Genomic DNA, 11,902 nt, shown 5'->3' with positions numbered 1-11,902 from the left:
CTCCGCTCCAGGACTCGTCGCTTGCGCTCCGGTGTGCTTGACAGAACGAAACTGGATGTGATGGCGTATCCCGCGGGGGAGAATGTACCTTCGGATGCTTGCCGAGCCGCATCACATCCGTCGAGCGGGCGTGTGCTCCGCGCCTCGCCGGCGGCGCGTGCGCTGGCTGGAGACCGGGCTGGTCGTGGGGCTCGCGTCCCTCTTCTCCGCCTCGTGCGCGCCGGAAGAACCACATCACCCGGAGAATGCGATCGTCCTCGGGACGCTCCTGCCCTTCTCCGGCAGCGAGTCGGCCATCGGCCGCAACCTCGAGCAGGCGATGTTGCTCGCGGTCCAGGATCTGAACGCCGCGGGGGGGCTCGACGGGAGGCCGTTCCACCTCCGGACCCGAGACAGCCACTCCAGCTCGGAGCGCGGGCTGGAGGGGCTGCTCGAGCTGCTCTTCACGGATCAGGTCCGCTACCTGATCGGGCCGGAAGAGAACAGGCTCGCCCGCGAGATCGCGCGGGAGGTCAAGGCGCTCGACGTGTTCCACATGCTGCCGGGCTACGCCGCGCCCGCCGTCGCGCGCAGCGAGGCGACGGGAGGCTGGATGCGGCTCGCCCCCTCCTCGTTCGACGTCGGTTGCACGCTGGCGCGCATCGCCTTCGACGAGGGCATCGATACAGTGAACACCCTGGCCTCGCGGGACGACTACAACACCACCGTCAGCAGCGAGTTCACGACGCACTTCGCGGCGCTCGGGGGGAGGATCCTCCCCTCGGTGACGTTCGCGTCGGGCCAGCACACGTATGTGAGCGATATCGAGTCCGCCTTCGGCGCCAGCGCCGGCCGGACGCTCCTGGCCTCGTATCCCACCGCCGGCTCGACCATCGTGACCGAATGGGCCGTCTCCGGGCGCCCGGGCACCTGGTTCCTCGGCCCTGCGCTGCGCACCGAGGTGCTCCTCGCCAACATCCCGACAGGCGCCCTCGACGGGTACGTCGGGGTCTCGCCGTCGCTCAGCCTGCGGAGCGAGTGCCGCACGACGACCGAGGGCCCGCAGGCGGTCGACTGCACGTCCGGGAACGCCGCCGCCTTCATCGAGCGCTTCTCCAGCTTCTGGGACGGCGAGGCGCCGCTGCCCGCGGCGCACTTCTATTACGACGGGGTCGTCCTCATCGCGATGGGCCTCGCGTACGCCCAGGCGAAGAGCGGGGTGATCCCGACCTCCGGACACGAGCTGCACGCGATCATCCGCGAGCTCAACGACCCGGCTCACGAGGCGGCCTCGTGGCGCGACCTCCCGGCGGCCCTGACCAAGCTTCGCGCGGGGATACCTCTCCGCTACGTCGGCGCGGCCGCCGAGTACCAGTTTGATGACTACGGGGCGAACAGGCATTACTTCATGCAGCTGTGGACCGTCGACGGCGACGCCTTGGTCGATCTCGCCCCGGTCGCCGTCAGCTGCTTCGGCGGGCGCTGAGCCCGCCGCGCTACAGAGCTTCACGCAAGGGTGCTGCGTACGACAGGACGAACCACGGAGCATGAGGGGGTTATTCATGAACAGGATGGGACGACGCTGGGCGGCGGCCTTCGGGCTCGCGCTGATGACGGCGGCATGCGGATCGGGCGACAGCGCCGGCGAGGGCGAGCAAGTCACGCGCATCCAGCGCGCGCCGACGCCCAGGAGCGAGTTCACCGCGAAGGAGATCGAGGCGACGCTCGACGCGCTCGTCGCCGAGGTCAACGAGGGCGGCGTCGAGCCCATGCAGATGGCGATCCTGCTGAAGGATCTCGGCGGGTTCTTCACGCCGATCACCACGGGGGCGAACCGAGCCATGGGCGAGCTCGGGGTCACGGGGAACGTCGTCGGGCCCAGCGGACAGGGGAGCGATCAGCAGCAGAGGGCGGAGGCGCAGGGCGAGCAGATTGGACAGGCGGTGGCGGAGGGCGCCGAAGGGATCGGTGTCTCGCCCTTCGGCGACGCCATCGCGGCCGGCATCGACACGGCCGTCGCCGACGGGGTTCCTGTGGTGACGCTCGACACCGATGCGAAGGGGTCGAAGCGCTCGATCTATGTCGGGACCATCAGCGAGTCGGCCGGCGTCACGGCAGGAAACACCCTGCTCGCGTTGCTGCCCCCGGCGCCGGGCACGGTGGTGATCCACGGCGCCGACGACCCGGCCTGGGTCGACGGGATGAATCGAATGCTGGGGGCTCGGGGCGTCCTCGAGGACGCTGGTTACACGGTCGTGGTGCGTGCGATCACCTGGTCCCCGCCGGGGGAGGTCGCCGACGTCGAGGCGATGAAAGCCCAGATCGAGACCGCGGACCCGCCCGTCGTGGGGCTGCTCGGCCTGCACAGCGTCTCGTACCGGTGCGCGATGGCCACGGAGGCCGCGGGCGCGACGGAGCTGCCCGTCGTCGCCTTCGACTTCGAACCGAAGACCGTCGAGTACATGCGCCAGGGGCTCATCAAGGCGACCCACACCCAGCGGCAGTATTACGCGGGGTACCTCGTGCCCTACATCCTCTACGGCATCAAGATCATCGGCCTCGACGCGACCAAGGCCATCCTCGCCCCTCGGATGGTCGACGAGAGCCGGCTCAACGTCGGCCTCGACGTGGTCATGCACAACAAGGTCGACGAGTACAACACCTTCCTCGACTCGATCGGCGTGGCTCAGTAGCGGTGCCGTGGCGCGAGGAAGGCCTCGCGCGGCGAGAGCGGGTACTCGAAGCCCGAGTACCCGAGGACCTGGGGTCCGGCCAAAGGCAACGCAGCGCCGTCCCGATGCATGTCAACGATGTCGTCCCGAGCATCCACTCGAGCTCCGGGTGTGAAGCCTCGGAGCGCGTCGCGGTGACACGTCAAACGTGGGTCGGCTCGCCGCTCCCCGGAGGCGCGGCAGAGCGCGTCTGGACCCGGTGACCTGCTACGCGGCCGCTCTCCCGCGGCGGGCTGCGCCGTTTCCCCCTTCGGTGAGCTTCGCTTCGTGCTTTGCGATCCACTTGCGGAGCCGTTGCGACAGAGGTGACCGTCCGTTCTCGTAGTTGGCGATCGAGCTGCGCGCGAGGCCGAGCTTTCCGCCGAGCTCGGCCTGCGAGAGTCCGAGCTTTTCACGAAGCACCTTCAGCGACGTCGAGCCCGTCGCCGCTTGCTCGCGCGCCGGTGCGCTCGGAGCTTGCTCGCGCGCCGGTGCGCTCGAAGCTTGCTCGCGCGCCGGTGCGCTCGGAGGGCGAGGCGGCACAACCTCCATCGGACGCACGCCCCGCTGTCCGCGCTCGACCCCCACCGGCGGCACCTCGGCGTGAGCGCTCTCTGACGCAGCGCGTCGCGTCACGGTAGCTCGGACGCTCGTCGCGCTCCCCCCGATCCCCACGCCGCAGAACGGGCAGTAGTCGAACGCGAGGACCTTGCCCGCGTCAGTGCGGAGTTCGACGCCCTGGATCGAAGCCGCGAGCCCTTGGGCGCGGCGCTCCTCGCTCGACCACCCGTAAACGAGCGAGAGCCCGGGCCCCTCGTGATTTACCGGCAGACCGGCCTGACTCATCCGAAGGCAGACCGTCCTGCCATCGCGTGTGCACTGTCGTCCGATGATGGGCATTGTCATCTCCTCTAGTCGAAGGGGGTGCGAGCGCAGGCCTACCCGGTCGAACTTTTGCGCAGTACTGTTCACCTGTCAAGGTGGATATGAACCGAGTGCGTCGGGCGGAGGCAGGGCGAGCGGTCACGGGCCGCCAGGGTGACGAGGCAGCCGCGGCGGCTCGATCTCCACTGGCTGCACTGGCTGCACTGGCGCTCGTTTTCCGCTTTCCGCTTCCGCCTTCACAGCTGCCTGGCAGCTCCTCTCTTTCCGCGATGAGCCTCCCGCGGTCATGCCCCATCGCTCCGCGAGCCCCCGTGTCGCCGACCTGCCGCGCGAGGAACAGGCTCGCTCGCGTGTGGGCCGCGTTCGCGTCATCGCAGGTCTCGCGGAGCTGCGCGCGGCTCGGGAGCATCGAGCCGTCCGAGAGGTGCGACAACCCGGCGGCCGTTCCGGCCTCCGCGGCGTCGCCGGGCCGGAAGGCCGGCGACGAGCAGGGCCGCCGAGGCGGCCGCGCCGGTGCCTCCCCGGGATGCTCATGACCTTCATGGACGCGACATTGCGCCGGCGGCGAGCGTGTGACTGACACACCGTAGGCGCGGTGGTAGATGTCGAGGGTAGCCGCTCGGACAAACGGCAATCAATTGATTGCGCCAGCGGATGGAGGGTGAGGAGCGCGCGCTCGGATACCCTCAGATTATCACAGGAAACAGGAGATAGGTCATGTCGCACAAGGAGACCGTGTCCATTGTCGGTCTGGGTCAAATGGGCGCCGCGCTGGCGCGCGCTTACATCAACGCCGGTCATCGGGTGACCGTATGGAACCGGACCCACGGCAAGGCAGAGCCGTTTCATGGCCAGGCGAAGGTGGCGGCGACGCCCGAGCAGGCGTGCAGCGAGAGCGACCTGACGATCATCTCGCTGCTCAACTACGAAGCGAGCGACCAGGTCCTCCGCACTCCCCTCGTGGCCGAGGCCGCGAAGGGCCGGACGCTGGTACAGCTGACCAGCGGTACGCCCAAGGACGCCCGCAGCGGGGCGGCATGGGCGTCGGACCTCGGGATCAACTACCTGGACGGGTGCATCTTGGCTTACCCCAGCTACATCGGTGGTGAACAGACGGCGGTGTTCTACTCGGGTCCCAAGGGGCTCTACGACCGCCACCAGGCGACGCTGCGCGTCCTCGGCGGGGCCACCTCCCACGTCGGCGAGCCGATCGGGGCCGCGGCGGCGCTCGACTGCGCTCTCCTGGAGAGCTATTACGGCGCCACGCTGTCGTTCCTGCACGGGGCGGCCATCTGCGCGTCGGAGGAGTTTCCCCTCGACGCGTATTTCGCCAAGCTCCAGGCGATCATGCCGCTCATCTCGATCACCGCCGACATGTGCAAGAAGATGCTGTCTACCGGCGATTTCAAGGGGAACGACTGCACGCTGGACATTCACACGGGCGCCATCGAGCACATCGCGCGTCTCAGCCGGGAGAACAACGTCGACCGGCGCGTCCCGGAGCTCATCCTGTCCTACTTCAAGCGGGCGTTGCAGCTCGGCCACGGCGCCGATGAGATGGCCGCCGTGTTCAACGCCATCCAGGATCAGGGCCGCGGCTGAGCAGCGGTGTAGGGCCCGCTCCTCCGCTTCGGCGAGCCAGAGCCGAGGCCGAGGGCGGCTCGGGCGGACCTGGATTCGCTACACCGCTTCGACTGCCGTGTCGGCGAACGGCTCGCACACGACATAGAATTTCTTCCCGCTCGGATGGATCGCCAGCGTCCCGAAGCGCTTGCAGGCAAAGCACTCTCGCGCGTCGGTCATGTCATCCTCTCTCCGCGGGCAGCGCACCTTCCCTGGCGTGGCGCCATCGCCCTCGACCTCGAGCCACGACAACCTCTCCGGCGCATCCAGACGACGACACATGGCGACCTCCTCCCGCGGCCCTCGGCCGATGACCGGTTCACTGCAAGCCGCGAGCCGGAGAGGGCGCGCCGCGGCTCAGGCGGCGCCGACGAGCGCCCCACGCGCCCGCGCCACGACCCCTCTCAGGAGAGCTGAAGGCGCGCGCGGGTGGGACGCGCAAAGCGTGCGTCGCCGCGCAAACCGCGCATCTCGCGGCGCGCCCGGCCGCCCCTCTCCAGGGAGCAGCGATGGCACATGGCATGCTCCCGTCCCCGACACCATGGCTTCTCCTGCTCAGAAGACGACCGCCCGCTCCGCTGGCAATCTGCCGATCGCGCTTGTCCTCCTCGGGGGCGGCGCCCTGCTCTGGCTCCGCGCCGCGCAGCGCACCCCCGGCGCGCTGGCGCTGCTCCCGGCCGTCGACGGCTGCCTGGCCGTCGGGGTCGTCGGCGTGCTGCTCGCGCTGCTGCACGGCGTCCCCTACCGGACAGCGCTCCTGTCGGTCGCGGCACCGATCGCCGTCGTGCAGCTCCTCGCCAGCGAGCTCGCGGGGTTCTCCTTCCTGCCCGTGCTCGGCGTCGAGCTCACGGCCTTCGGTCTCCTCGGCCTGCCGCTCTCCCGCCTTCCCCGCCGCCGCCGGGCGACTGGCCCGGTCCGCTCGCTCCACACGGCGCACTCGTCGCCTTCATGAGTGAGCGGCGAGCGGCCGGCGCTTCCCGGCGCTCGGCTCCGCGTCAGTCTGCGTGAGTCTGCGTGAGATCGCCCGCTCCGGCCGCGCGCAGGGAGGCGCGGCCGGAGTCGACGGCGCGGATCAGAACTCGAACTTGTCGAACGAGTTCAGGTCCTTGCACGCCTCGACGAGGCGCGCGGCCACGCCCTTCTCGCCGAGGTGGAGCCAGCCGCGCGGGTCGATGTACTTCTTGTTGGGCTTGTCCTCGCCCTCGGGGTTGCCGAGCTGCGACTTCAGGTACGCGCCCTTGTCGTCCATGTACTTCTTGATGGGCTGCGTGAAGGCCCACTGCGTGTCCGTGTCGATGTTCATCTTGATGACGCCGTAGGAGACCGCCTCGCGGATCTCCTCGCGCGACGAGCCGGAGCCGCCGTGGAACACGAAGTCGACCGGCTTCGCGCCCGTCTTGCGCTCCTTCTGGATCGCGTCCTGGGAGTTCTTCAGGATCGGGGGGCGGAGCTGCACGTTGCCCGGCTTGTAGACGCCGTGCGTGTTGCCGAACGAGGCGGCGACCGTGAAGTTGCCGATCGGCTTCAGCGCGTCGTAGGCCGCGAGGACCTCCGACGGCTGGGTGTACAGCTTGGAGTTGTCGATGCCGCTGTTGTCGACGCCGTCCTCCTCGCCGCCGGTGACGCCGAGCTCGATCTCGAGCGTCATCTTGAGGGCGGCCATCTGCCGCAGGTACTTCTGGCAGATCTCGAGGTTCTCGTGGAGCGGCTCCTCGGACAGGTCGAGCATGTGCGAGGAGAACAGGGGCTCTCCGTTCTTCTCGAAGAACTGCTTGCCGTACGCCAGCAGGCCGTCGATCCACGGCAGCAGCTTCTTCGCCGCGTGGTCCGTGTGCAGGATGACCGGCACGCCGTAGGCCTCGGCCAGGTTCCGCACGTAGTGCGCGCCCGCGATCGCGCCCGCGATGGCGGCCTTCTCACCCTTGTTGTCCAGGAACTTGCCGGCGAAGAAGTGGGCGCCGCCGTTCGAGAACTGGATGATGATGGGGCTCTTGGCCTCTCTGGCCGCCTGGAGGGCGGCGGTCGTGCTGTGCGAGCCGATCACGTTCACCGCCGGCAGCGCGCACTCCACGCTCTTCATGTACTCGAACAGTTCCTGAAGAGCGGAACCAGTGATCACGCCGGGCTTGAGCTTCATCTTGGACATGGCTGGTTGAATCCTTGTTCGTTGCGCTGGTGTCCGCCGAGCATGCAACGCGGCAACGGAAAGCGGAAGGGTGGATCGGACCCCAGGGGCGGGCGCGTCCCGGTACCATCGCCCAAGCTCCGGGAGCAAGCGGATTCTCCCGTTCGGCCCGAGCGAGGTTGAAGCGTCGCGTCACCGCCGCTGATGGGCAAGCAGAAGAAGCAGCCCCGAAACGTTCCTGAGATGTCAAGCGCAACCTGTGCGGCGGGGCCACGTCAGCACAAAAGATGTGTGAATTCAAATGGTTAGCATCGCCCGGGCGAGCGGCTGACGATTGACGCCGCCCGGGAGGTACGCCATGTCGCAGGACACTCCATGACCATCGAATCCGCAACGATCGCGAAAAGGGTTCGCTCTCGGGTCGCCTGGCTCGGCCTGGTTGCGTCGCTCCTCCCTCTGGCAGCCGGCTGCGGTGACGACGAGCCCAGTCCTCCCGGCGGCACCGGGGGTGGTCAGAGCGCCAGCGGAGGCGGCCTCGGCGGCGAAGGTGGCCTTGGCGGCGCAGGCGGTACAGGCGGCCTTGGCGGCGCGGGCGGCGCGGGTGGACTGGGCGGCGCAGGTGGGCTGGGCGGCGCAGGTGGGCTGGGCGGTGCGGGCGGCCTTGGCGGTGCGGGCGGCCTTGACGGCGCGGGCGGCCTTGGCGGCGCAGGTGGGCTAGGCGGTGCGGGCGGCCTTGGCGGCGCGGGCGGCGAAGGTGGGCTAGGCGGCGCAGGCGGCTTTGGCGGCGCAGGCGGCTTTGGCGGCGCAGGCGGCCTTGGCGGCGCGGGTGGCCTTGGTGGCGCGGGCGGCCTCGGCGGCGCGGGCGGCGGGGAGCCGGGCGAGGAGCAGCGGGTCACGTCTCCTGGTGGCGAGATCGTCGTGACGTTCGACGTTCAGGACGGCGTCCCTTCCTACTCGGTCGAGCGAGCGGGGCGGGCCATCCTCGCCGGCTCGGCGCTCGGCCTCGACCTCGGCGATCTCGGGCCGATCGGCCGCGGCGCGCGCGTCGCCGGCGCCGACCGGCGGACCGTGGACTCGACCTGGAACCCGGTCTGGGGCGCCGCCTCCACGATTCGTGAGCATTACAACGAGCTCACGGTCCACCTGGCATCGGACGCCCCGGCGAGGCGCCTCGACGTCGTCTTCCGCGTCTTCGACGACGGCCTGGGCCTGCGGTACGTCATCCCCGAGCAAGACGGCCTGAGCGAGCTCACGATCACCTCCGAGGACACCGAGTTCCGCTTCGCCTCGGACGGCACCGCCTGGTGGACGCGCGCCGATTTCGAGGGCGACGAGTCGCTGTACAACCGGGGCGCGCTCAGCACCGTCGCGAACGCCAACACGCCCATGACGGTCCGGCTCGCCGACGACCTCTACGTGGCGCTGCACGAGGCCGATCTCGACGACTACGCCGCCATGACCCTGGAGGCGCTGCCGGGGGCGCCGCACGCCTTCCGGAGCGCCCTCGTACCGGCGCGGAGCGGCCCGGAGAGCACCGCCGTCAAGGCGCGGGTCACCGTGCCCTTCGAGACGCCGTGGCGCACCCTCACCATCGGCCCCCGCGCGGGGAGCCTCATGGAGTCGCACCTGGTCCTCAACCTCAACGACCCATGCGCCATCTGCGATGGTGACCTGGCCTGGCTGCGGCCAGGCAAGTACATGGGCGTCTGGTGGGAGATCCACAAGGGCCTGTCGACCTGGGAGCCGGGCGAGCACGTCGGCGCCACGACCGAGAACACGCAGCGCTACATGGACTTCGCGGGCGAGCACGGCATCCCGTTCGTCCTCGCCGAGGGCTGGAACCAGGGCTGGGACGGCAGCTGGACCGACATGGATTACACCGCGTCGAACGACCGATTCGACCTCGAGGAGGTCGTCGCCTACGGGGCGGCGCGCGGCGTCGGCTTCGTCGCCCACATGGAGACCGGAGCCAACGTCGATGGCTTCGAGGACCAGCTGGACGAGGCGTTCGCGCTGTACGAGTCCCTCGGTATCCACGCCATCAAGACGGGATATGTCGGGAACATCCCGGGCCATCACCATTACAGCCAGCGCATGGTGAACCATTACGCCGACGTGGCGAGGAGGGCCGCGGAGCACCAGATCATGGTCGACGCGCACGAGCCCATCAAGCCGACCGGCGAGGAGCGCACGTATCCCAACTTCATGAGCCGCGAGGGGCTACGCGGCATGGAGTACGAGGCCTGGAGCGACGGCAACCCCGCCTCGCACACGCTGACATTGCCGTTCACCCGCATGCTCGGGGGCCCGGTCGACTACAACCCGGGCATCTTCGAGGTGCTCTGGGCGCCAGAGAAGATCCCCGAGAGCCCCTTTGCCGGGAACCCGCCCGCGCGGGTGCACACGACGCGCGCGCACCAGCTCGCGCTCTACGTCATCCTGCTCAGCGGGCTCCAGATGGTGACCGACGTCCCCGAGCACTACGAGGGGCGCCCCGAGTTCGCCTTCATCGAGCAGGTGCCGGTGACGTGGGACGAGACCCGCGTGCTCGACGCCGCGATCGGCGAGCACATGACCGTGGCGCGCCGGAGCGGGGACGCGTGGTACCTCGGGAGCGGCACGGACAGCACCGCCCGCGCGCTCCAGATCCCGCTCGACTTCCTCGGCGGCGGGACCTTCGTCGCCGAGACGTACACGGACGACGCTGAGGCCGACTACAACGCGCGCCCCGAGCTGGTCGCCCGCAGCCGGTTCCTCGTCACGGCCGGCGACACGCTCGTCGCGGCCATGGAGTCGAGCGGCGGCCAGGCTGTCCGCATCCGCCCGGCGACGGCCGAGGACACGGCGAGCCTCGAGGCCTACCGGCAGCCGAGCTACGCCGTGGAGAGCGTCACGGTGCCGGAGGAGGTCGTGCAGGGCGACTTCGTCCTGGTGACGGCCGAGGTGACCAACACCGGGAACCTCGTCGGCGGCGAGGCGATCGGCATCTCCGTGGACGGCGCCCTCGTCGACGCGCGCGTGGTCCGGATCAACGCCGACGCGACGGTGACGGTCGCCTTCGAGATCCAGATCGCGCAGCTCGGCGCGGTCAGCGTGGCGGTCGGCGACGCGGCGCCCGAGCTCGTGACGGTCGTCCCGCCGGACGCCGCGCCCGCCCCGCCGGACGACCTGCGCGTCACGGGCGCGAGCGCCGACACGATCGAGCTGGCGTGGGAGCCGGCGCCGGAGGCGGTCGCCTACCGCGTCTACAGGCACCTCCCCGGCGGGCTGTACGGCGACGCCGCGCACGCGGAGGTGGACGGCGCCCTCACGACGTTCACGGACACCGGGCTGACCGCCCACCAGGCCTATTCCTACATCGTGCGGGCCGTCTACGCGGACGGCGCCGAGTCGCCGGCGTCGAACGAGATCGTCCAGACGGCGACCCCCCGCACGGTGGCGGTGACGTTCCGCGTCCAGGCGCCGCTGGAGACGCCGGCCCTGTCGGCGATCTATGTGCCCGGCAGCGTCGACGCGCTCGGCCCGTGGAACCCGGGTCTCGTCGCGATGACGCACACGGGCGGCGGGCTCTGGCAGACCACGGTCGACATCCCCGAGGGGACCGAGCTCCAGTACAAGTACGCCCGCGGCACCTGGGAGCGCGTGGAGTGGTGGGGCGGCATCACCGGCACGAACAACCGCGCCGTCTCGATCCCGATCGGCAGCGGCGGGCAGGTCGTCGACAACACCTCCACGGCGTGGGACGACGGCGCGATCCCTGACACGCAGAAGGGGATCCGGTACTGGCGCGATCCGCTGGTGGCCGGCACCGCCCCGGCCGACGGGACCGTCGTCCTGGCGGCGTCCGCGATCGAGATCAGCTTCTCGCGCGACGTCGATCCGCCCGACGCCGGCGGCTACGAGGGCTCGGTGCAGGTGGCGCGCGACAGCGAGCCGGTCGCGGGCGCCGTGGACGAGGCCACGCCCGGCAGCCTGGTCTTCACGCCGGCGGGGCCGCTCGCGCCGGGCGACTACGAGGTGACGGTCTCGAACGTGAAGAGCGCGCTCGGCGTGGACGGCGTGCCCATGCAGGCGCCATACACCTTCAGCTTCACGGTGGAATGACCCTCCCACGGTAGACTCGGGCTCGTCCGCGCAGCCCGCCCGGAGATCCGCATGCAGGCCCAACCCGCGTCGCCCGAAGAGCTCCTCGCCTCCCTGGAGGAGGCGTCGAAGGACCTGCTGTTCCCCAGCGAGTCCGATCATCCACTGAGCCCATCGCGGTGGGACGTCGACGCATCCTCGCCGGCCGCGCTGCTCGCGGCGGAGGGCCTCGCCGCGGACACGGCGGTCGAGGTCACGACCGCGGGCGACTTCTTCGCGCCCGTGCTCGAGCCGCCCGAGGAGGCCGGCGAGGCGGCGCAGGCCGAGGCGGGGCGGTACCGGCGGCTCGTGGACCTGCTGGAGCGCCACCTGACCGACCTTCGCGTCTACCGCGTGGGGCGCGTCGCGATCGATGTCTACGTCCTCGGCCGCCACCCGTCGGGCGCGTGGCTCGGCCTCAAGACGAAGGTCGTCGAGACGTGATCGACGGAGGGCG

General features: G+C 70.1%; 9 protein-coding genes. 6 read left to right on the top strand and 3 right to left on the bottom strand.

Annotated features, from left to right (window positions below):
• Nucleotides 1-94 precede the first annotated feature (94 nt).
• Nucleotides 95-1,465, top strand: coding sequence for an ABC transporter substrate-binding protein (locus WME85_RS12135; RefSeq protein ID WP_437837835.1), 1,371 nt, complete (start codon nucleotides 95-97; stop codon nucleotides 1,463-1,465).
• Nucleotides 1,466-1,541: 76 nt separating this feature from the next.
• Nucleotides 1,542-2,672 carry a substrate-binding domain-containing protein gene (locus tag WME85_RS12130; RefSeq protein WP_437837833.1) on the top strand — a complete coding sequence of 377 codons (1,131 nt, stop codon included), beginning with the start codon at nucleotides 1,542-1,544 and terminating at the stop codon, nucleotides 2,670-2,672.
• 246 nt (nucleotides 2,673-2,918) lie between these two features.
• Here WME85_RS12130 and WME85_RS12125 read toward each other — a convergent pair whose 3' ends face one another.
• Nucleotides 2,919-3,536, bottom strand: coding sequence for a helix-turn-helix domain-containing protein (locus WME85_RS12125; RefSeq protein ID WP_437837831.1), 618 nt, complete (start codon nucleotides 3,534-3,536; stop codon nucleotides 2,919-2,921).
• A gap of 756 nt (nucleotides 3,537-4,292) precedes the next feature.
• On the opposite strand from WME85_RS12125, the gene WME85_RS12120 reads away from it, so the two are divergent.
• Nucleotides 4,293-5,177: an NAD(P)-dependent oxidoreductase gene (locus WME85_RS12120; protein ID WP_437837829.1), complete on the top strand. Its 885-nt coding sequence runs from the start codon at nucleotides 4,293-4,295 to the stop codon at nucleotides 5,175-5,177.
• 78 nt (nucleotides 5,178-5,255) lie between these two features.
• Here WME85_RS12120 and WME85_RS12115 read toward each other — a convergent pair whose 3' ends face one another.
• Nucleotides 5,256-5,378, bottom strand: coding sequence for a hypothetical protein (locus WME85_RS12115; protein WP_437309278.1), 123 nt, complete (start codon nucleotides 5,376-5,378; stop codon nucleotides 5,256-5,258).
• 361 nt (nucleotides 5,379-5,739) lie between these two features.
• Here WME85_RS12115 and WME85_RS12110 point away from each other — a divergent pair, with 361 nt between their 5' ends.
• Nucleotides 5,740-6,150 (top strand): hypothetical protein, encoded by a 411-nt coding sequence (locus WME85_RS12110; protein WP_437837826.1) that lies wholly within the window; start codon nucleotides 5,740-5,742, stop codon nucleotides 6,148-6,150.
• A 120-nt stretch (nucleotides 6,151-6,270) separates the two neighbouring features.
• Here the strand turns inward: WME85_RS12110 and fbaA are convergent, their stop codons facing one another.
• The gene (gene fbaA, locus WME85_RS12105; protein ID WP_437309276.1) at nucleotides 6,271-7,344 is read right to left on the bottom strand and encodes a class II fructose-bisphosphate aldolase; all 1,074 of its coding nucleotides are present in this window, start codon (nucleotides 7,342-7,344) and stop codon (nucleotides 6,271-6,273) included.
• A 354-nt stretch (nucleotides 7,345-7,698) separates the two neighbouring features.
• On the opposite strand from fbaA, the gene WME85_RS12100 reads away from it, so the two are divergent.
• Nucleotides 7,699-11,427, top strand: coding sequence for a glycoside hydrolase family 97 catalytic domain-containing protein (locus tag WME85_RS12100; RefSeq protein ID WP_437837824.1), 3,729 nt, complete (start codon nucleotides 7,699-7,701; stop codon nucleotides 11,425-11,427).
• A gap of 51 nt (nucleotides 11,428-11,478) precedes the next feature.
• Nucleotides 11,479-11,889 (top strand): nuclease A inhibitor family protein, encoded by a 411-nt coding sequence (locus tag WME85_RS12095; protein ID WP_437837823.1) that lies wholly within the window; start codon nucleotides 11,479-11,481, stop codon nucleotides 11,887-11,889.
• Nucleotides 11,890-11,902 lie beyond the last annotated feature (13 nt).

The sequence above is a fragment of the Sorangium sp. So ce1153 genome (assembly GCF_051521595.1).
Taxonomy (GTDB): Bacteria; Myxococcota_A; Polyangia; order Polyangiales; family Polyangiaceae; genus Sorangium.
The sequence above is the reverse complement of the archived record's forward strand: the minus strand, read 5'-3'. Positions and strand labels throughout refer to the sequence as shown.

Excerpts from the sequence above, each read along its gene's own strand:
- WME85_RS12110 (WP_437837826.1), top strand. The coding sequence starts at position 5,740 with ATGGCTTCTCCTGCTCAGAAGACGACCGCCCGCTCCGCTGGCAATCTG.
- WME85_RS12100 (WP_437837824.1), top strand. The coding sequence starts at position 7,699 with ATGACCATCGAATCCGCAACGATCGCGAAAAGGGTTCGCTCTCGGGTC.
- fbaA (WP_437309276.1), bottom strand. The coding sequence starts at position 7,344 with ATGTCCAAGATGAAGCTCAAGCCCGGCGTGATCACTGGTTCCGCTCTT.
- WME85_RS12115 (WP_437309278.1), bottom strand. The coding sequence starts at position 5,378 with ATGACCGACGCGCGAGAGTGCTTTGCCTGCAAGCGCTTCGGGACGCTG.
- WME85_RS12125 (WP_437837831.1), bottom strand. The coding sequence starts at position 3,536 with ATGAGTCAGGCCGGTCTGCCGGTAAATCACGAGGGGCCCGGGCTCTCG.
- WME85_RS12120 (WP_437837829.1), top strand. The coding sequence starts at position 4,293 with ATGTCGCACAAGGAGACCGTGTCCATTGTCGGTCTGGGTCAAATGGGC.
- WME85_RS12130 (WP_437837833.1), top strand. The coding sequence starts at position 1,542 with ATGAACAGGATGGGACGACGCTGGGCGGCGGCCTTCGGGCTCGCGCTG.
- WME85_RS12135 (WP_437837835.1), top strand. The coding sequence starts at position 95 with ATGCTTGCCGAGCCGCATCACATCCGTCGAGCGGGCGTGTGCTCCGCG.
- WME85_RS12095 (WP_437837823.1), top strand. The coding sequence starts at position 11,479 with ATGCAGGCCCAACCCGCGTCGCCCGAAGAGCTCCTCGCCTCCCTGGAG.